Annotated in this window: 20 protein-coding genes, 7 tRNA genes and 1 other RNA gene; 10 read left to right on the top strand and 18 right to left on the bottom strand. The window is 57.4% G+C overall.

Annotation, left to right across the window (positions count from 1 at the left end; all coding sequences use genetic code 11):
• The 3 genes from modB to KHQ23_RS18815 form a co-directional block, all read right to left on the bottom strand.
• Positions 1 to 690, bottom strand: coding sequence for a molybdate ABC transporter permease subunit (modB, locus tag KHQ23_RS18825; RefSeq protein ID WP_002895159.1), 690 nt, complete (start codon positions 688 to 690; stop codon positions 1 to 3).
• A complete protein-coding gene (gene modA / locus KHQ23_RS18820) occupies positions 690 to 1,463 on the bottom strand; it encodes a molybdate ABC transporter substrate-binding protein (protein WP_004176834.1) in 774 nt (257 codons plus the stop codon). Before modA ends, modB begins: the two co-directional genes overlap by 1 nt.
• Positions 1,464 to 1,605: 142 nt before the next feature.
• A complete protein-coding gene (locus KHQ23_RS18815; protein ID WP_211776813.1) occupies positions 1,606 to 1,755 on the bottom strand; it encodes an AcrZ family multidrug efflux pump-associated protein in 150 nt (49 codons plus the stop codon).
• Positions 1,756 to 1,907: 152 nt separating this feature from the next.
• On the opposite strand from KHQ23_RS18815, the gene modE reads away from it, so the two are divergent.
• From modE to gpmA, 7 genes are all read left to right on the top strand, one after another.
• Positions 1,908 to 2,696 (top strand): molybdenum-dependent transcriptional regulator, encoded by a 789-nt coding sequence (gene modE / locus KHQ23_RS18810; RefSeq protein ID WP_002895154.1) that lies wholly within the window; start codon positions 1,908 to 1,910, stop codon positions 2,694 to 2,696.
• 67 nt (positions 2,697 to 2,763) lie between these two features.
• Positions 2,764 to 4,236, top strand: a complete 1,473-nt coding sequence (modF, locus tag KHQ23_RS18805; protein ID WP_002895152.1) for a molybdate ABC transporter ATP-binding protein ModF — start codon at positions 2,764 to 2,766, stop codon at positions 4,234 to 4,236.
• A gap of 209 nt (positions 4,237 to 4,445) precedes the next feature.
• Positions 4,446 to 5,462, top strand: coding sequence for a UDP-glucose 4-epimerase GalE (gene galE / locus KHQ23_RS18800; protein ID WP_002895150.1), 1,017 nt, complete (start codon positions 4,446 to 4,448; stop codon positions 5,460 to 5,462).
• A gap of 9 nt (positions 5,463 to 5,471) precedes the next feature.
• The gene (gene galT / locus KHQ23_RS18795; protein WP_002895147.1) at positions 5,472 to 6,518 is read left to right on the top strand and encodes a galactose-1-phosphate uridylyltransferase; all 1,047 of its coding nucleotides are present in this window, start codon (positions 5,472 to 5,474) and stop codon (positions 6,516 to 6,518) included.
• A gap of 2 nt (positions 6,519 to 6,520) precedes the next feature.
• Positions 6,521 to 7,669 carry a galactokinase gene (gene galK, locus KHQ23_RS18790; RefSeq protein WP_004179071.1) on the top strand — a complete coding sequence of 383 codons (1,149 nt, stop codon included), beginning with the start codon at positions 6,521 to 6,523 and terminating at the stop codon, positions 7,667 to 7,669.
• Positions 7,663 to 8,706 (top strand): galactose-1-epimerase, encoded by a 1,044-nt coding sequence (gene galM, locus KHQ23_RS18785; RefSeq protein ID WP_032434211.1) that lies wholly within the window; start codon positions 7,663 to 7,665, stop codon positions 8,704 to 8,706. The genes galK and galM overlap by 7 nt, the downstream gene beginning before the upstream one ends.
• A 291-nt stretch (positions 8,707 to 8,997) precedes the next feature.
• A complete protein-coding gene (gene gpmA, locus KHQ23_RS18780; protein ID WP_002895089.1) occupies positions 8,998 to 9,750 on the top strand; it encodes a 2,3-diphosphoglycerate-dependent phosphoglycerate mutase in 753 nt (250 codons plus the stop codon).
• Positions 9,751 to 9,823: 73 nt separating this feature from the next.
• Here gpmA and aroG read toward each other — a convergent pair whose 3' ends face one another.
• Positions 9,824 to 10,876, bottom strand: a complete 1,053-nt coding sequence (aroG, locus tag KHQ23_RS18775) for a 3-deoxy-7-phosphoheptulonate synthase AroG (RefSeq protein WP_002895086.1) — start codon at positions 10,874 to 10,876, stop codon at positions 9,824 to 9,826.
• Between the two features lie 314 nt (positions 10,877 to 11,190).
• On the opposite strand from aroG, the gene KHQ23_RS18770 reads away from it, so the two are divergent.
• Positions 11,191 to 11,556, top strand: a complete 366-nt coding sequence (locus tag KHQ23_RS18770) for a YbgS-like family protein (protein ID WP_002895084.1) — start codon at positions 11,191 to 11,193, stop codon at positions 11,554 to 11,556.
• Between the two features lie 117 nt (positions 11,557 to 11,673).
• Complete coding sequence (zitB, locus tag KHQ23_RS18765) at positions 11,674 to 12,618, top strand: CDF family zinc transporter ZitB (RefSeq protein WP_004147641.1); 945 nt, start codon at positions 11,674 to 11,676, stop codon at positions 12,616 to 12,618.
• Here the strand turns inward: zitB and pnuC are convergent.
• Positions 12,615 to 13,334 (bottom strand): nicotinamide riboside transporter PnuC, encoded by a 720-nt coding sequence (gene pnuC, locus KHQ23_RS18760; RefSeq protein WP_004151689.1) that lies wholly within the window; start codon positions 13,332 to 13,334, stop codon positions 12,615 to 12,617. The genes zitB and pnuC overlap by 4 nt on opposite strands.
• 35 nt (positions 13,335 to 13,369) lie before the next feature.
• Entirely contained in the window at positions 13,370 to 14,413 is a 1,044-nt protein-coding gene (nadA, locus tag KHQ23_RS18755) for a quinolinate synthase NadA (RefSeq protein WP_004176847.1), read from the bottom strand.
• Between the two features lie 69 nt (positions 14,414 to 14,482).
• On the opposite strand from nadA, the gene KHQ23_RS18750 reads away from it, so the two are divergent.
• A complete protein-coding gene (locus KHQ23_RS18750) occupies positions 14,483 to 14,632 on the top strand; it encodes a hypothetical protein (protein WP_004218635.1) in 150 nt (49 codons plus the stop codon).
• Between the two features lie 96 nt (positions 14,633 to 14,728).
• Here KHQ23_RS18750 and KHQ23_RS18745 read toward each other — a convergent pair.
• From KHQ23_RS18745 to tolA, 12 genes are all read right to left on the bottom strand, one after another.
• Positions 14,729 to 14,866: non-coding RNA, RtT sRNA (locus tag KHQ23_RS18745), on the bottom strand.
• Between the two features lie 95 nt (positions 14,867 to 14,961).
• Positions 14,962 to 15,037: transfer RNA gene (locus KHQ23_RS18740), tRNA-Lys, on the bottom strand.
• A gap of 133 nt (positions 15,038 to 15,170) precedes the next feature.
• Positions 15,171 to 15,246 (bottom strand) — tRNA-Lys (locus tag KHQ23_RS18735).
• Positions 15,247 to 15,392: 146 nt separating this feature from the next.
• A tRNA-Lys gene (locus KHQ23_RS18730) sits at positions 15,393 to 15,468 on the bottom strand.
• Between the two features lie 3 nt (positions 15,469 to 15,471).
• Positions 15,472 to 15,547: transfer RNA gene (locus KHQ23_RS18725), tRNA-Val, on the bottom strand.
• 149 nt (positions 15,548 to 15,696) lie between these two features.
• A tRNA-Lys gene (locus KHQ23_RS18720) sits at positions 15,697 to 15,772 on the bottom strand.
• Between the two features lie 2 nt (positions 15,773 to 15,774).
• Positions 15,775 to 15,850: transfer RNA gene (locus KHQ23_RS18715), tRNA-Val, on the bottom strand.
• Positions 15,851 to 15,975: 125 nt separating this feature from the next.
• Positions 15,976 to 16,051, bottom strand: a tRNA-Lys gene (locus tag KHQ23_RS18710).
• A 161-nt stretch (positions 16,052 to 16,212) separates the two neighbouring features.
• Entirely contained in the window at positions 16,213 to 17,007 is a 795-nt protein-coding gene (gene cpoB, locus KHQ23_RS18705; protein ID WP_002895071.1) for a cell division protein CpoB, read from the bottom strand.
• Positions 17,008 to 17,016: 9 nt separating this feature from the next.
• A complete protein-coding gene (gene pal / locus KHQ23_RS18700) occupies positions 17,017 to 17,541 on the bottom strand; it encodes a peptidoglycan-associated lipoprotein Pal (RefSeq protein WP_002895068.1) in 525 nt (174 codons plus the stop codon).
• A gap of 34 nt (positions 17,542 to 17,575) precedes the next feature.
• The gene (gene tolB / locus KHQ23_RS18695) at positions 17,576 to 18,868 is read right to left on the bottom strand and encodes a Tol-Pal system beta propeller repeat protein TolB (RefSeq protein ID WP_032416901.1); all 1,293 of its coding nucleotides are present in this window, start codon (positions 18,866 to 18,868) and stop codon (positions 17,576 to 17,578) included.
• 129 nt (positions 18,869 to 18,997) lie between these two features.
• On the bottom strand, positions 18,998 to 19,461 hold a 464-nt coding region (gene tolA, locus KHQ23_RS18690; RefSeq protein WP_141401895.1), incomplete at its 5' end, for a cell envelope integrity protein TolA.

The following is a 19,461-nucleotide window of genomic DNA, read 5'->3' as shown; positions in this document are numbered from 1 at the left end:
TTATCCTCCCATGCGCTGGCGGCTCACGCGGGCCAGCCATTCCGAAATCAGCAGCGAAACCAGCGCCAGACCGATGGCGATGAGGCAGAGGCGGGCCGCCGCCCCCTCCCCGCCCGGGGTTTGAATCAAGGTGTACATAGCCGAAGGGAGGGTGCGCGTTTCACCGGGAATATTGGAAACGAACGTGATGGTCGCGCCAAATTCCCCTAACGAGCGGGCGAAGGCCAGCACCGTGCCGACAATAATCCCCGGCAGAGTCAACGGCAACGTAATGGTCAAAAATACCCGCCAGCGGCTGGCCCCGAGGGTTCTCGCCGCTTGCTCCAGTTTGACGTCCACCCCTTCCAGCGCCAGGCGAATGGCGCGCACCATCAGCGGGAAAGACATCACCGCCGCCGCCAGCACCGCCCCGCGCCAGCTAAAAGCAAAGCTGATGCCGAACCAGTCATACAGCCAGCTGCCAATAAACCCGCGCCGCCCCATGGCCACCAGCAGCAGGTACCCCACCACCACCGGAGGCAGCACCAGCGGCAGATGGAGAATACTGTCGAGCAGGGCCTTGCCGGGAAAGGTGCGCCGGACCAGCAGCCAGGAAAAAAAGATGCCAAAGGGCAGGCTCAAGGCCACCGCCAGGGAGGAGACTTTCAGGCTCAGCAGCACCGCCTGCCATTCGGGTTCGCTCAGAAACATCAGCGGGTGGTAAATCCGTAACGTTTAAAGATAGCGGACGCTTCCGGCCCTTTCAGGTAGTCATAGAAGGCGCTCACAGCCGCATTGCGGTGCCCATCGACAATCGCCAGCGGGTACTCGACTTTCTGATGCGAGGCTTCCGGGAAGGTGCCGACCACTTTCACCCCCTTGCTGGCCACGGCATCGGAGCCATAGACAATCCCCAGCGGCGCTTCGTTGCGCTCCACCAGCGCCAGCGCACCGCGCACGTCTTCAGCCGGGGCGAGCTTCGGCGACAACGTCTCCCAGGCACCGAGTTTCTGCAGTGCCTCTTTGGCATAGATACCGGCCGGGACATGCTGTGGATCGCCCACCGCCAGACGGCCTCCTTTCAGCAGGCTGGTCCAGTCGGTTTTCTCATCAATGGTTATCGCCCCCTGCGCACTGGCTTTCGGCGCGACCACTACCAGGCTGTTGCCAAGCAGAGTGGCGCGGGTTGCCGGATCGATGGCCTTTTTATCTGCCGCGTAATCCATCCATTTCTGATCGGCGGAGATAAACAGGTCCGCTGGCGCACCCGCTTCTATCTGCCGCGCCAGCGTCGAAGACGAGGCAAACGACGACACGACCTCGACGTTTTTTTCTTTCTTGTACGCCTGGGCAATATCCTGCATCGCGTTGGTTAACGATGCGGCGGCGAAAACGGTCACTTTACCCTCTGCCGCCAGCGCCTGACCCGCGACGCACAGCGTGAGTGATACCCCGACAACCCCGCGTAACCAAGAACCTGCCATCTTACTCTCCTGTCAATGCGTTATGTAGTCGATAATATAACGATATGCGAAGCGTTTTTATAGTGATACAGGACAATAAAACGAAGGGAAATGATACAGGAGGGAAATAGCACAGCGCCCGGTTAAACCGGGCGCCGGGAAATCAGTGATTTTGCTGGCTGCGATCTTTGTGGCCTACGCCGGAGAAGAAGTTGAACACTTCGCCAAGACCGTAAATCAGTCCCAGGATGACCGCCATCACCACCGGTACCATGATGACCGCAAAAACCAGACTTTTCAAAAGCTCTAACATGGTTCACTCCAGATAGTATGATTTCCTGATTGTAACGATTTCAGCCGAAAAAACACGTCCCATTTGTGCGGTGGGTAATGACCAACCGCGCAGAGAGGTTTTGCAAGTGGGCGACTATCGGTCACAATACCCTTTTTTGTCAGGAAACGATTATGCAGGCCGAAATTCTTCTTACCCTTAAGCTACAGCAGCGCCTGTTTGCCGATCCGCGGCGGATCGCCCTGCTCAAACAAATTGACCAGACCGGTTCGATAAGCCAGGGGGCGAAGCATGCGGGTATCAGCTATAAGAGCGCTTGGGATGCCATCAATGAGATGAACCAGCTCAGCGAACAGCCGCTGGTGGATCGCGCCACCGGCGGAAAGGGCGGCGGCGGCGCGGTGCTGACCCGCTACGGGCAGCGTCTGATCCAGCTGTACGATCTGCTGGCGCAGATCCAGCAGAAAGCGTTTGATGTACTCAGCGATGACGATGCCCTGCCGCTGGATAGCCTGCTGGCGGCCATCTCGCGCTTTTCCCTGCAGACCAGCGCCCGCAACCAGTGGTTCGGCACCATTACCGGCCGCGATCGCCAGCAGGTGCAGCAGCACGTGGAAGTACTGTTGGCTGACGGAAAAACCCGCCTGAACGTCGCCATCACCGCGCAAAGCGCTGAGAAGCTGGGACTCGATGAGGGCCAGGAGGTGCTGGTCCTGCTCAAAGCGCCATGGGTCGGCATCACCCTCGATCCCGCAGCAGCCCGCCAGGCTGATAACCAGCTGTCGGGACGTATCAGTCATATCGAATGCGGGTCCGGACAGTGCGAAGTACTGATGACCCTGGCGGACGGTCAAACCCTGTGCGCCACCCTGCCACAGGCGCAGGCCGCTGGCCTGGCGGAAGGAACGGAGGCGATCGCTTACTTCAATGCCGATCGCATCATCCTCGCGACGTTATGCTGACCCCATTGACATTACGCGTCTGAAGTCGTATCCCTGATGCACATCGCTGCAAAAAATGGGATACATCATGTCATCATTGCAAATTTCGCAAGGCACGTTTCGCCTGAGCGATACAAAGACCTTAAAAATAGACCACCTGAGCGTGGCGGCGGGTGAAAGCTGGGCGTTCGTCGGCAGCAACGGCAGCGGCAAATCCGCCCTCGCGCGAGCCCTGGCCGGCGACCTGCCCCTGCTCAGCGGCCAGCGCGAAAGCCATTTCTCCCGCGTGACCCGCCTCTCCTTCGAACAATTGCAGAAGCTGGTCAGCGACGAGTGGCAGCGCAATAACACCGACCTGCTCAGCCCAGGCGAAGAAGACACCGGCCGCACCACCGCGGAGATTATCCAGGATGAGGTGAAAGATCCTGCCCGCTGCGCGCGCCTGGCCGAACAGTTTGGCATCAGCGCCCTGCTGGACCGCCGGTTTAAATACCTGTCGACCGGGGAAACGCGTAAGACCCTGCTGTGTCAGGCCCTGATGACCGATCCGCAACTGCTGATCCTCGATGAACCTTTCGACGGTCTCGACGTCAACTCCCGCCAGCAGCTGGCTGCCCTGCTGGCCGACCTGCACAGCGCCGGCATCACCCTGGTGCTGGTGCTCAACCGCTTCGATGAGATCCCGGAGTTTGTGCAATTCGCCGGCGTGCTGGCTGACTGCACCCTTAGCGAGACCGGCGAGAAGTCTTCCCTGCTGCAGCAGGCGCTGGTCGCCCAGCTGGCGCACAGTGAAAAACTGGACGGCATCACCCTGCCGGAGCCGGATGTCCCACCGGCCCGTCATGCGCTGGCAGACTCGGCGCCGCGTATCGTGCTCAACGACGGCGTGGTCTCCTATAACGATCGCCCGGTCATCAATCACCTCTCATGGACCGTGAATCCGGGCGAACACTGGCAGATCGTCGGTCCCAACGGCGCCGGTAAATCTACGCTGCTGAGCCTGGTCACCGGGGATCATCCGCAGGGCTACAGCAACGATCTCACGCTCTTTGGCCGCCGGCGCGGCAGCGGTGAGACCATCTGGGATATTAAAAAGCATATCGGCTACGTCAGCAGCAGCCTGCATCTGGACTACCGGGTCAGCACCAACGTCCGCAACGTCATCCTGTCGGGATATTTTGACTCGATCGGCATTTATCAGGCGGTCTCCGACAAGCAGCATAAGCTGGTGCAGCAATGGCTGGATATTCTCGGCATCGATAAGCGCACCGCCGACGCGCCGTTTCACAGTCTGTCGTGGGGCCAGCAGCGGCTGGCGCTTATCGTCCGCGCGCTGGTGAAGCATCCAACCCTGCTGATCCTCGATGAACCGCTGCAGGGGCTGGACCCCCTCAACCGCCAGCTGGTGCGCCGCTTTGTCGACGTGTTGATTGGCGAAGGGGCCACACAGCTGCTGTTTGTCTCGCACCATGCGGAAGATGCCCCGGACTGTATTACCCATCGCCTGGCGTTCGTTCCCAGTGGAGACGGTTACACTTATCAGCTCGGCCCCGTGGCCTGACGCCCCCTGCCGGGGATCGAAAGATCCCTGGTATTTTTCAGAAAAATAGCGCCAAACAAACCTAAGTCATTGAATTAAAATTCAAAATATAAAATTTACGTTATTTACACCCCAAGTGTAAACGATTCCACTAACTTGTGCTATGTCACACTTTTCACTTCTTTGATATGCTATCTTCCTCACAAACGATAAGCCGAATGGAGCGAATCATGAAAGTTCTGGTTACAGGTGGTAGCGGTTACATTGGAAGTCATACCTGCGTTCAACTGCTGCAGCAGGGACACGAGGTGGTGATCCTCGACAATCTCTGCAACAGCAAGCGCAGCGTACTGCCGGTGATTGAACGTCTCGGCGGCAAAGAAGCCACCTTTATTGAAGGCGATATTCGTAACGAAGCGCTGATGACGGAGATCCTCCACGATCACGCCATTGAGGCAGTGATCCACTTCGCCGGGCTGAAAGCCGTCGGGGAGTCCGTCGCCAAGCCGCTGGAATATTACGACAATAACGTCACCGGCACACTGAAATTAGTCTCTGCCATGCGCGCCGCTGGCGTGAAGAACTTTATCTTTAGCTCCTCCGCTACCGTCTACGGCGATCAGCCGAAAATCCCGTATGTCGAAAGCTTCCCGACCGGCACCCCGCAAAGCCCTTACGGCAAAAGCAAGCTGATGGTAGAGCAGATCCTGACCGACCTGCAGAAAGCCCAGCCGGAGTGGAGCATTGCCCTGCTGCGCTACTTCAACCCGGTCGGCGCCCACCCGTCGGGCGACATGGGGGAAGACCCGCAGGGGATCCCGAACAACCTGATGCCCTACATCGCCCAGGTCGCCGTTGGCCGTCGCGAATCGCTGGCCATTTTTGGTAACGACTATCCGACCGAAGATGGTACCGGCGTGCGCGATTACATCCATGTGATGGACCTCGCCGATGGCCACGTCGCGGCCATGGAAAAACTGGCTGACAAAGCCGGGGTGCATATCTACAACCTTGGCGCCGGCGTCGGCAGCAGCGTGCTCGACGTAGTCAATGCTTTCAGCAAGGCCTGCGGCAAACCCATTAACTACCATTTCGCGCCGCGCCGCGATGGCGACCTCCCGGCCTACTGGGCGGATGCTGCCAAGGCCGACCGCGAGCTGAACTGGCGCGTAACGCGCAACCTGGACGAAATGGCGCAGGACACCTGGCACTGGCAGTCCCGTCATCCGCAGGGTTATCCAGACTAAGGAACCTTCATGAGCGTATTTAACCCCGTTGACCATCCACATCGTCGTTATAACCCGTTAACCGGACAGTGGATTCTGGTTTCTCCGCATCGCGCCAAGCGCCCCTGGCAGGGGGCGCAGGAAACGCCGGCAAAACAGACCTTGCCGGCCCACGATCCGGACTGTTTCCTGTGCCCGGGCAACACCCGGGTGACCGGCGACACCAACCCGAATTACACCGGTACCTACGTATTTACCAACGACTTTGCGGCCCTGATGACCGACACCCCGGACGCACCGGAGAGTGACGATCCGCTGATGCGCTGCCAGAGCGCCCGCGGCACCAGTCGGGTGATCTGCTTCTCGCCAGACCACAGCAAAACGCTGCCGGAACTGAGCCTTGAAGCGCTGGAAGACGTGGTTAAAACGTGGCAGGAACAGACCGCGGACCTCGGGAAAAGCTACCCGTGGGTGCAGGTCTTTGAAAACAAAGGGGCAGCGATGGGCTGCTCCAACCCTCACCCGCATGGTCAGGTGTGGGCCAACAGTTTCCTGCCCAATGAAGCGGAACGGGAAGACCGTCTGCAGAAAGAGTATTACGCCGCACAGGGCCAGCCGATGCTGCTGGACTATGTGCAGCGCGAACTGGCCGACGGCAGCCGCACGGTGGTGGACACCGAGCACTGGCTGGCGGTGGTGCCCTACTGGGCCGCCTGGCCGTTCGAAACGCTGCTGTTGCCGAAAGCGCACGTGCAGCGCATAACCGATCTCACCGACGCCCAGCGCAGCGATCTGGCGCTGGCGTTGAAAAAGCTGACCAGCCGTTACGACAACCTGTTCCAGTGCTCATTCCCCTACTCCATGGGCTGGCACGGCGCGCCGTTTAACGACGAAGACCATAACCACTGGCAGCTTCATGCCCACTTTTATCCGCCGCTGCTGCGCTCCGCGACGGTCCGCAAGTTTATGGTTGGTTATGAGATGCTGGCCGAAACTCAGCGCGATCTGACCGCCGAGCAAGCTGCCGAACGACTGCGCGCCGTCAGCGACGTCCATTTTCGTGAATCCGGAGTGTAATGATGAGTCTGAAAGAGAAAACCCAAACCCTGTTCGCTGACGCCTTCGGCTACCCGGCCAGCCATGTCATTCAAGCGCCAGGCCGCGTCAACCTGATCGGCGAGCATACCGATTACAACGACGGTTTTGTGCTGCCCTGCGCTATCGACTACCAGACGGTGATCAGCTGTGCGCCGCGCGACGATCGTACCGTGCGGGTGATTGCCGCCGATTACGACAATCAGACCGATGAGTTCTCTCTCGACGCGCCGATTATCAGCCACGACACCCAGCAGTGGTCGAACTATGTCCGCGGCGTGGTAAAGCATCTGCAGCAGCGGAACAGCCACTTTGGCGGCGCGGATCTGGTGATCAGCGGCAATGTACCGCAGGGTGCGGGGTTAAGCTCCTCAGCCTCGCTGGAAGTCGCCGTCGGCACCGTGTTCCAACAGCTGTATCATCTGCCGCTGGATGGCGCGCAAATCGCCCTCAACGGCCAGGAGGCGGAAAACCAGTTCGTCGGCTGCAACTGCGGCATCATGGATCAGCTGATTTCAGCGCTGGGCAAAAAAGACCACGCGCTGCTGATCGACTGCCGTTCGCTGGGCACCAAAGCCGTCTCGATGCCGAAAGGCGTGGCGGTGGTGATCATCAACAGCAACTTTAAGCGCACCCTCGTCGGCAGCGAGTACAACACCCGTCGTGAACAGTGCGAAACCGGCGCGCGCTTCTTCCAGCAGCCCGCCCTGCGCGATGTCACCCTTGAGCAATTTAACGCCGTCGCCCATGAGCTGGATCCGGTCGTCGCGAAGCGCGTACGCCACGTGCTGACGGAGAATGCCCGCACTGTGGAAGCCGCCAGCGCCCTCGAAAAAGGCGACCTGAAGCGGATGGGTGAGCTGATGGCAGAGTCCCACGCCTCGATGCGTGATGATTTCGAGATCACCGTCCCGCAGATCGACACCCTGGTGGAGATCGTTAAGGCCGCGATCGGCGATAAGGGCGGCGTGCGCATGACCGGCGGCGGCTTTGGCGGCTGCGTGGTAGCGTTAATCCCGGAAGATCTGGTCGATACCGTTCAGCAGGCCGTTGCCAACGAGTATGAAGCGAAAACCGGTATTAAAGAGACATTCTATGTCTGCAAACCGTCACAGGGGGCCGGGCAATGCTAACGCAAACCACCGCGCTGGCCCCGGACGGCCGGCCATGGCAGCAGGTGACCCTGCGCAATAAGTCGGGGATGACCGTCACCGTGGCGGACTGGGGCGCGACGCTGCTCAGCGCCGAGGTGCCGCTGGCCGATGGCAGCCTGCGCCGACCGCTGCTGGGCTGCGCAAAGCTGGAAGACTATGCTCGCCAGGCCGCATTTCTTGGCGCCTCGGTAGGCCGCTACGCCAACCGTATCGGCCACAGCCGCTTCCCGCTTGACGGCCAGGTCGTCAACGTCACGCCGTCAAACGACGCGGGCCACCAGCTCCACGGCGGCCCGGAAGGGTTTGATAAGCGCCGCTGGCGCATTGTCCGCGCCGACGAGCAGGAAGTGCTGTTCGCCCTGACCTCGCCTGATGGCGATCAAGGCTTTCCGGGCACCCTGCAGGCCACCGCGCACTATCGTCTGAGCGACGATAACCGCATCGCGATTACCTATCGCGCCACCGTGGACCAACCCTGCCCGGTGAATATGACCAATCACGTCTATTTCAACCTCGACGGTGAGCAGGGCGATGTGCGCCAGCATCAGCTCCAGATCCTCGCCCAGAGGTATCTGCCGGTGGAAAGCGACGGTATCCCGGATGGCGAACTGAAAGATGTTGCTAACACCAGCTTTGATTTCCGCCAGCCGAAAACCATCGCCGCCGACTTCCTCGCGGATGCCGATCAGCAAAAGGTGAAGGGATACGATCATGCCTTCCTGCTGGATGCCAAAGGCGACGCCAGCCAGCCTGCGGCACAGGTCTGGTCGCAGGATGGCAAGCTGCAGATGACGGTCTATACCTCCGCTCCGGCGCTGCAGTTTTACTCCGGCAACTATCTCGGCGGCACCCCGTCGCAGACGACGGAGCCCTACGCCGACTGGCAGGGGCTGGCGCTGGAGAGCGAATTCCTGCCGGATTCGCCGAACCATCCGCAATGGCCGCAGCCGGACTGTGTATTACGTCCGGGCCAGGAGTACGTCAGCCTGACGGAATATCAGTTTATCGCCCGATAATCGCCAGCGCCCTCCATCAGGGGGCGCTGCTTTTCGTCCCCGCCCTCCTCTCTGCCGCCTCTTTTTTCAGCAACCTGCTCTATTTTCCGTCACCAAAGGACAAAAAAATAACCTGTGTATTACAAGCACCTTACACTGCGCCACTATTTTCGCTATGGTTAGGGATAAGCATTGCCGTGCGCCAAATCACGGCAATATAATGAGAATAGTTATCAATCAATAACACATACACCATCACATTCAGCGCACCGTTCGCGGCGCGAGGGATGGCGTGTAGAGAGGAGTGAGAGAATGGCTGTAACTAAGCTGGTACTGGTTCGTCATGGCGAAAGCCAGTGGAACAACGAAAACCGCTTCACCGGTTGGTACGACGTGGATCTGTCCGAGAAAGGCGTTAGCGAAGCGAAAGCAGCGGGTAAACTGCTGAAGGCTGAAGGCTTCAGCTTTGATTTTGCTTATACCTCCGTGCTGAAACGTGCCATCCACACCCTGTGGAACGTGCTGGACGAACTGGATCAGGCCTGGCTGCCGGTTGAGAAATCCTGGAAGCTGAACGAGCGTCATTACGGCGCGCTGCAGGGCCTGAACAAAGCGGAAACCGCTGAAAAATACGGTGACGAGCAGGTTAAACAGTGGCGTCGCGGCTTCGCTGTCACTCCGCCGGAGCTGACCAAAGACGACGAGCGCTACCCGGGCCACGATCCGCGCTATGCAAAACTGACCGACGCCGAACTGCCGACCACTGAAAGCCTGGCGCTGACCATCGACCGCGTCGTGCCTTACTGGAACGAAACCATTCTGCCGCGCCTGAAAAGCGGTGAGCGCGTGATCATCGCCGCTCACGGTAACTCCCTGCGCGCGCTGGTGAAATACCTCGACAACATGGGCGAAGACGAGATCCTCGAACTGAACATCCCGACCGGCGTACCGCTGGTATATGAGTTCGATGAAAACTTCAAGCCGATCAAACATTACTATCTGGGCAACGCGGAAGAGATCGCGGCGAAAGCTGCTGCCGTCGCCAACCAGGGTAAAGCGAAGTAATTTCTCCTGGTGAGAACAAAAAAGCGTGGAAATCTCCACGCTTTTTTTATGACCTGCGCTAGCGCGGAGTAGCTTAGCCGCGGCGGGTTTTCACCGCTTCCGCCAGCTGACGCAGGATAGTTTCGGTATCCTCCCAGCCGATGCAGGCGTCGGTGACGCTCTTGCCGTAGGTCAGCGGTTCACCGCTCTCGAGGCTCTGGTTGCCTTCCACCAGATGGCTTTCAATCATCACGCCCATAATGGCGCGCTCGCCGCCGGCGATCTGCTGGCATACGTCGGCGCCCACTTCCATCTGCTTCTTGAACTGCTTGCTGGAGTTGGCATGGCTGAAGTCGATCATCACCTGGGCCGGAAGACCCGCTTTCGCCAGACCGATTTTCACCTCCGCCACGTGCTTCGCGCTGTAGTTAGGCTCTTTGCCGCCGCGCAAAATAATATGGCAGTCGCCGTTACCGCTGGTATTCACGATGGCGGAGTGGCCCCACTTGGTGACCGACAGGAAACAGTGCGGCGCGCCGGCGGCGTTAATCGCATCGATAGCCACCTTGATGGTGCCATCGGTACCGTTTTTAAAGCCCACCGGGCAGGAGAGTCCGGAGGCGAGCTCACGGTGCACCTGGGATTCGGTGGTACGCGCGCCAATGGCGCCCCAGCTCATCAGATCGGCGACATACTGCGGGGTGATCATATCGAGGAATTCCCCCGCCGCCGGCAGGCCGCTGTCGTTAATGTCCAGCAGCAGTTTGCGCGCGATGCGCAACCCGTCGTTGATGCGGAAGCTGTTATCCATATGGGGATCGTTGATGAGCCCTTTCCAGCCGACGGTGGTGCGCGGTTTTTCAAAATAGACCCGCATGACGATCTCGAGCTCGCCCTTCAGCGCCTCGCGCAGGGTCAGCAGGCGGGCGGCATACTCTTTCGCCGCTGCCGGATCGTGAATAGAACAAGGCCCAATCACCACCAGCAGACGGTCATCGTCGCCTTTGAGGATCTGATGGATCGCTTTGCGAGCATGTGCAACGGTGTTTGCAGCATTTTCGGTAGCAGGGAATTTTTCCAGGAGCGCAACGGGAGGTAATAATTCGTTGATCTCTTTAATGCGTAAATCGTCGTTCTGATAATTCATCTTCTTTCCAGCGTTGCCATACTTATTCAATGAAATGCAATCCCTCCAATCTATCTCTTCGCTGAAATAGTGTAAACGTGATTTTACAGTAGTGATGGAATAATCCTGGAAATAGGCAAAAATACGCCATAAAGTAGCGAAACCAGGCTCATGAACTACAATATTTAACTGTTAAAGCTAATTAAGTCTTACGTTTCAGGATTATATAGTGACACTGCGATCGTCTGCGGAGTCTTAAACCATAGCGAGTCAGATCCCTGGCACACTCACCGCGGGAAGCGCATTTCCCCTTCCCGGCTTAACAGGAGTATCCGATGAATATGAAAAAACTGACGACCCTTTTGCTCACCGCCACCTTAGGTCTTGCCAGCGGCGCGGCCCTGGCGGCAGACACCGGCGCCCAGTCCAATAATGGCCAGGCCAACTCTTCCGCGGATGCCGGTCAGGTGGCGCCGGATGCCCGTGAGAACGTGGCGCCGAACAACGTGGACAATAGTCAGATCAACTCTGGCTCTGGGGGCACCACGGGCTCGACGATGACCCAGGATAATATGTCGAGCGATGAGGTACATAAAAACTCGATGTGTAAAGACGGCCGCTGTCCGGACACCGGTAAAAAACTGGACAACGGCGGCAATACGACCCAAGACAACAGCAAAACCGACGGCACCACCCAGTAACACATGAGGTGGGCAGATCGAAGAAAAGGCGAGCCGGTCTCGCCTTTTCTTCGTTTTTTATCGCTCTCTGTTTATGATGTCATAGCGTAATAATGATAACTATTAAGGGACGACACTATGGCGCACTCGCATTCGCACTCCTCTGTCCAGGCTCCGGATAACAGCAACGCCCGCCGGCTGCTATGGGCGTTTATCGTCACCGCCGGCTTTATGCTGATTGAAGCCGTCGGCGGCGCGATCTCCGGCTCGCTGGCCCTGCTGGCGGATGCCGGCCATATGCTCACCGACTCCGCCGCTCTGCTGTTTGCGCTGCTGGCGGTTCGCTTCGCCAGCCGCCCACCAAATGCCCGCCATACCTTTGGCTGGTTGCGTTTAACCACCCTGGCGGCGTTTCTCAATGCTATTGCTCTGGTGGTGATCACCATGCTGATTGTCTGGGAGGCGATTCAGCGCTTCCAGCATCCGCAGCCGGTAGCCGGCGTGACGATGATGGTCATTGCAGTCGCCGGTCTGCTGGCCAACGTGCTGGCGTTTTGGATCCTACATCGGGGTAGCGAGGAGCGGAATCTTAACGTACGCGCCGCAGCGCTACACGTGCTTGGCGACCTGCTGGGCTCGGTCGGCGCGATCGTGGCGGCCGTGGTGATCCTCACCACCGGCTGGACGCCTGTCGACCCGATTCTTTCCGTGCTGGTTTCCTGCCTGGTATTACGTAGTGCCTGGCGATTACTGAAAGAGAGTCTGAATGAATTGCTGGAAGGCGCGCCGCGTTCGCTGGATGTGGCGGCCCTGCAGCGGGATATCCGTCGCTCTATCCCGGAGGTACGCGATGTTCACCACGTCCACGTCTGGCTGGTGGGGGAAAAACCGGTGATGACGCTCCATGTACAGGTCGTTCCACCGCACGACCATGACGCGTTACTCAACCGCATCCTGCATTTCCTGGAACATAAATATGAAATTGCGCATGCCACGGTGCAGATGGAGTACCAGCCCTGCAGCGGCCCGGAGTGCCATCTCAACACGATGCACGCCGGGCACGATCATCACCACCACCATTAGCCAGAAAACGCGTGAGAACCTCGCTCACGCGCGCTGTTTATCCACATCCGGCTGCCGTTCAACGCAATGAACGTCAGCAAGAGGTATTCCAGCGACATGGCATAGACGCCCTGACGGGCAAAAATCACCACGCTTATCACGTTGACGATCACCCACAGCAGCCAGTTTTCAACATACTTGCGGGTCATTAAGATCATCGCCACCACCGACAGCACCGTCATGCAGGAGTCCCAGAACGGGAAAGCATCCGGCTGCAGTTCCGGCATAGTGACCTGCAAACCGAGCGCTTGCATCAGGCTGACAGCGATCCGCGTCAGGAAAGCAAAGAACGGGTTGATAAACAGGGTCAGCAAGCCGATCGCTACCACGCAGGCCGCCAGCCAGCCCAGCGCTTTGCTGCGCGGCAGCCAGCGGATCTGCAGCTCAGCCTCATGGTTGCTGCTTTGTCGCGACCATGCATACCAGCCGTAAACGTTAGCGGCAAAAAAGAACAGCTGCAGCAGCAGGCTGGCGTACAGCTGGATCTGAAAGAAGATGATGGCGAACAGCGTGACGTTGACCAGCCCGAAAGCATAGTTACTGATCTTCTCCAGGCTCGCCAGCCAGATACACAACAGCCCGGCAATCGTCCCCACGGCCTCTATCCAGGAGAGATCGTACCCCCCAGCGCCGATGGGTATATGTACTAAAATATTCTGCGTGCTAAAAAAATCCATTTCCTCCCCTCAGCGTCTGGCGACGCGACAATAGGTTATCCCCGTAGTGTAGCCGCAAAATCCAGCATCCGGTTAAGGGGAATTAATGCGCCGGTTCGCAGCGCTTCGTCGACATGGATTTCATGTGCAGCGCCGCCCTGCTCGAGACCCTCGGCAATGGCTTTCAGGCCATTCATCGCCATCCACGGACAATGCGCGCAGCTGCGACAGGTCGCTCCTTCGCCGGCGGTGGGCGCTTCCAGCAGCGTTTTCTCCGGCACCGCCTGCTGCATTTTATAGAAAATACCGCGATCGGTGGCCACGATCAGCTGGCGCTGGGGCAGGCTTTTCGCCGCCGCAATCAGCTGGCTGGTGGAGCCTACGGCATCGGCCATCTCAACGATCGCCTGCGGCGACTCGGGATGGACCAGCACGGCGGCTTCGGGATGCAGAGCCTTCATCCGCATCAACGCCTGGGTTTTAAACTCGTCGTGCACGATGCACGCCCCCTGCCAGCACAGCACGTCTGCGCCGGTCTGACGCTGAACGTAACGCCCAAGGTGGCGGTCCGGCGCCCAGAGGATCTTTTGACCAAGACTATCCAGATGGTCAATGAGTTCCACGGCGATGCTGGAGGTCACCACCCAGTCGGCGCGGGCCTTCACCGCGGCGGACGTATTGGCATAGACCACGACGGTGCGGTCAGGATGGGCGTCGCAAAAGGCGTTGAATTCCTCAATCGGACAGCCCAGATCCAATGAACACTCGGCGTTCAGGGTCGGCATCAAAATGGTCTTTTCCGGGCTGAGAATTTTGGCGGTTTCCCCCATAAAACGCACCCCGGCGACCAGCAGCGTGGAGGCCGAATGGCGGGCGCCAAAGCGCGCCATCTCCAGCGAGTCGGCGATACAGCCGCCGGTCTCTTCCGCCAGCTGTTGAATTTCAGGATCGGTGTAGTAATGCGCCACCATCACGGCATCGCGCTCGCGTAGCAGGCGCTTGATTTTTTCGCGGTAAAACTGCTTTTCGTCGACGGTCAGCGGCTGCGGTTTAGCAGGGAAAGGATAAATCGCCGTTTCAGGATCAAACATTACGCTCATCATGCAATCTCGTTTTACTGGCTTAACTCTACAACCGTCTGTATGGCCTTTCGGCGGCTTAACACGGTCATGGTGTTTTATATGCTAAACAAGATAGCCGATTACGAGCTAAAAGTCGTGATGAATTTTGTACATCAGACCCTTTTCCCGGGGACGGTGCTGCGCATCTGCCCGAACGACCGGTTCGTATCCTGTGCAGGCACGGTAAGCGCAGCGTGACCGTGGGAAAATGATGAATTAAGAAATTATTAACATTGATGAGTGGCAGGGAAAATGCAGATAGCAAAAAGGCGCCTTTAGGGCGCCTTTTTACATTGGTGGGTCGTGCAGGATGACTCGGCTTCGCCTCGCCCTGCGGGCCGTCGCCGCAAGCGGCTCCGTTGTCTCACTACGTTCGACCCGAACCTGCTGCAGAGAAACTCGTCTCATCCTGAGACTCGCCCTGCGGGCCAACGCTGCCGCGTTGTTCAAAATTGTTCCCGACAATTTTGTCGAATCGTTGAGTTCTGCGCATAGCAAAAAGGCGCCTTTAGGGCGCCTTTTTACATTGGTGGGTCGTGCAGGATTCGAACCTGCGACCAATTGATTAAAAGTCAACTGCTCTACCAACTGAGCTAACGACCCCTTGCGGGATTTTACTGCTGCCATCATTCAGGATGGTGGGTCGTGCAGGATGACTCGACTTCGCCTCGCCCTTCGGGCCGTTGCTGTCGCAACGTTATCCTTCACGTTCAGCATCTGAGTTAAATGCTGAAATTGGTGGGTCGTGCAGGATTCGAACCTGCGACCAATTGATTAAAAGTCAACTGCTCTACCAACTGAGCTAACGACCCGCTCTGGTACTACCTGAATAATTTCACTCGACACCAATTCAGAAATTGGTAGGTCGTGCAGGATGACTCGGCTTTGCCTCGCCCTTCGGGCCGTTGCTGACGCAACGTTATCCTTCACGTTCAGCATCTGAGTTAAATGCTGAAATTGGTGGGTCGTGCAGGATTCGAACCTGCGACCAATTGATTAAAAGTCAACTGCTCTACCAACTGAGCTAACGACCCGAGTGGTGGGTGATGACGGGATCGAACCGCCGACCCCCTCCTTGTAAGGGAGGTGCTCTCCCAGCTGAGCTAATCACCCGAAACTGCGCTGGATACTACCGATACTGCGTCCACCTACCCCATCATAAAAATGATTGGAGTGCAGGATGACTCGCTTCGCTCGCCCTTCGGGCCGTAGCTGAAGCAACGTTATCCTTCACGTTTAACACCGACGTTCGATGTTAAAGATGGTGGGTCGTGCAGGATTCGAACCTGCGACCAATTGATTAAAAGTCAACTGCTCTACCAACTGAGCTAACGACCCGGTGGTGGGTGATGACGGGATCGAACCGCCGACCCCCTCCTTGTAAGGGAGGTGCTCTCCCAGCTGAGCTAATCACCCGATACTACGCTGGATACTACTAAGCGGTGGGTCGTGCAGGATGACTCGGCTTCGCCTCGCCCTACGGGCCGTTGCTGACGCAACGTTATCCTTCACGTTTTACTATCGCGTTCCACCAGAACGATTGGTGGGTCGTGCAGGATTCGAACCTGCGACCAATTGATTAAAAGTCAACTGCTCTACCAACTGAGCTAACGACCCACTCTGGCATCGCTTTGGGCTTGTTTGATATCCCTTGGCAACGGCGGCATATATTACTGATTTCAGAATTCAGCGCAACTAAAATTTCGATAAAGATCACTTAACTGCTGGCGATTCAGGCGACAAGACCAGAAATAACGCGATTTCTGGTCATGCCGTAATCAACCAAGAGCATTAAGTCGTTTTTGCGCTTGTTTCGCACCGTCGGTGCCGGGGAATTTATTGATCACCTGCTGGTAAACCGCTTTCGCTTTCGCGGTATCACCTTTGTCCTGCATGATCACGCCGACTTTAAACATCGCGTCAGGCGCTTTTGGCGATTTCGGGTAGTTCTTCACCACCGAAGCGAAGTAAAACGCCGCGTCGTCTTTTCTCCCCTTATTGTAGTTCAACTGCCCGAGCCAGTAGTTAGCGTTTGGCTGGTAGGTTGAATCCGGGTACTTTTTGACGAAGTTTTGAAACGCCACCATCGCGTCATCCTGGCGTGAGGCATCCTTCACCAGGGCAATAGCGGCATTATAATCGGTGTTCGCATCGCCGGTCATCGCCGGGGCGCCTGAGGTGGCCGCTGGCGCTGCGCTGGTGGCAGCCGCGCTCTGATCGCCAGAAGACGACGGAGCCTGCGCACCTGATGCTGCGCCGCCACCGCTGCTTAGACTATCTATCTGCAGCAGAATCTGTTTCTGGCGCTCAACGATCTGATTCAGCTGGTACTGGTTCTCCTGGATCTGCCCGCGGAGAGAATCAATGTCAGTCTGGTTATCAGAGAGTTGTTGCTGGAGTTGGGTTAAAAGCTGGCTGTGAGCATTGGAAATACGCTCGAGTTGAGTGACGCGGTCTTCGACCGAGCCTGAGCCGACACTACTGATTGGCGCCTGAGCAAAAGCGGCCCAGGGGGCCGCTATGCCAACCAGTAACGACAGACTCAATAAATGATGTCTGAAGTTACTGCTCATGCAATTCTCTTAGTAAACCAGTACGGCGCGACGGTTTTTGGCATATGCCGCTTCGTCATGACCCAGTACTGCTGGTTTTTCTTTACCGTAAGAAACGATGGAGATCTGATCGGCAGAAACACCTTTGCCCTGCAGATACATCTTAACGGCGTTAGCACGACGCTCACCCAGAGCGATGTTGTATTCCGGCGTACCGCGCTCATCCGCGTGACCTTCTACAGTCACTTTGTAGGACGGGTTGCTGCGCAGGAAGTTAGCGTGCGCGTCCAGCATAGCAGCGAAGTCAGAACGGATATCGTACTTGTCGAGATCGAAGTAAACGATGTTGTTCTGCTGCAGCTGCTGCATCTGCAGACGAGCTTGCTCTTCAGAAGACATGTTGCCGCCGTTACCGTTAGCGTCCATACCAGTGCCGGCACCCAGCATGCCTTCACCGCTCTGGTCGTTGCTGGCGTTCTTGTTAGAAGAACATGCCGCGATTGCCATAACCGGCAGAGCGATCATCAGCCCTTTCAGCACTTTGTTCAGTTGCATTTCTTTGATTCCTTTAATAATCAATTATTTATTATCACAGATACGGCGACCAGGCAGGCGATTTTACCTGTCCATCAGTTGCCGGAAGACGCGCTTTGAAACGCCCATCTGTAGAAACCAGATTCAGCACGGATCCCATCCCCTGAGAAGAGCTGTAGATTACCATAGTGCCGTTAGGTGCCAGACTTGGCGTTTCGTCTAAAAACGTTGATGACAGAACCTGTACACCACCCGTTTCCAGATCTTGTTTGGCAATGTGCTGCTGACCGCCGGCCGAGCTGACCATTACCATGGTTTTACCATCCGCGCTCACGTCGGCGTCCTGGTTCTGAGAACCTTCCCAGGTGATACGCTGCGGCGTGCCGCCATTAATGTTGACTTTATATACCTGCGGACGACCTGCCTGGTCAGAAGTGAAGGCCAGATTCTGGCTGTCCGGGAACCAGCTTGGTTCGGTGTTGTTGCTGCGACCGTTGGTCACCTGACGAATCTGACCGGATCCCAGATCCATTACGTACAGGTTCAGGCTACCGGTTTTCGACAGCGCGAACGCCAGTTTAGAACCATCCGGTGAGAACGCCGGGGCGCCGTTGTGCTGCGGGAAGGAGGCGATCTGACGCACAGAGGCGTTCGCCAGGGTCTGAACCACCAGCGCAGAACGACCGCTTTCAAAGGTAACGTAGGCCAGTTTAGAACCGTCCGGAGACCAGGCCGGGGACATCAGCGGCTGGGAGGAACGGTGAACCAGGAACTGGTTGTAACCATCGTAGTCGGACACGCGCAGTTCGTAAGGGTACTGGCCGCCGTTTTTCTGCACCACGTAGGCGATACGGGTACGGAAGGCGCCCTTGATGCCGGTCAGCTTCTCAAATACCGCGTCGCTGGCCGCGTGCGCCGCATAGCGCAGGTACTGCTTAGTGACTTTAAAAGAACCTTGCGCCAGCGTTGTGCCCGGCGCTCCGCCGGTGTCCACCAGTTGATACGCAACCTGATAAGAACCATCCGGATTTTGCGTGACCTGGCCGACGACTACGGCGTCAATACCCAGCGCAGACCAGGCAGCAGGCTGCACTTCCTGGGCACTGGTCGGCTGCTGCGGCAGACGAGAGCGATCCAGCGGATTGAATTTACCGCTGTTGCGCAGGTCAGCTGCCACGATACCACCGACATCTTCCGGCGCAGCGCCATGGCCGGCCCACTGGAACGGTACCACGCCGATAGGGCGCGCCGAGTCCACCCCCTGGGTGATCTCGATACGTACTTCTGCGTGCAGCACCGCCGCCCACAGCATTAAAAAACCAAATGCTACTCGTAATGCCTGCTTCATCATATCTCCCTTATCCGGGCGGAAAGCCCACGATAATTTAGCAGAATGTTAACAAACTCAAATATACAAAACTACCAAAACCCTGTGACTACCATAGATTGTTTTTCCCCGTTTGCACGGGGAAAAATGTCACTGAGGTTTGAAGTCCAGTGGCGCATTTTTAAAGACTTCATATACTGCCTGGCTAGGTGGTTTCGGAAACTTAGCCTGTCGGGCTGCGGCAAGAGCGGCCTGGCACAGAGCAGGATCACCACCTTCGGACTGTATATTTAACAACAGGCCGTCAGGAGCAAGTTTGATACGCAAGGTACATGTTTTGCCCGCATAGGACGATGCGTCATAAAACTTACTTTCAATCGCCGATTTTATCTGTCCGGCATAGTTGTTGATATCAGCCCCTGAGGCACTGTTTTTAGTATTACCACTCCCGGCAGCGGAGGCATTGTTTCCTTTGGCCCCACCGCCTGTTTTAGGCGCATTCTTACCAGAACTCAGATCGCCGAGCAGGTTGTCAACGCCGTCCGCTTCTTTCGCAGCCGCCGCTTTCTTCGCCGCCGCGGCTTTTGCTGCTGCCGCCTTGGCCGCTTTATCAG

Source organism: Klebsiella sp. 64 (genome assembly GCF_018223915.1).
Taxonomy (GTDB): domain Bacteria; phylum Pseudomonadota; class Gammaproteobacteria; order Enterobacterales; family Enterobacteriaceae; genus Klebsiella; species Klebsiella pneumoniae.
The sequence above is the reverse complement of the archived record's forward strand: the minus strand, read 5'-3'. Positions and strand labels throughout refer to the sequence as shown.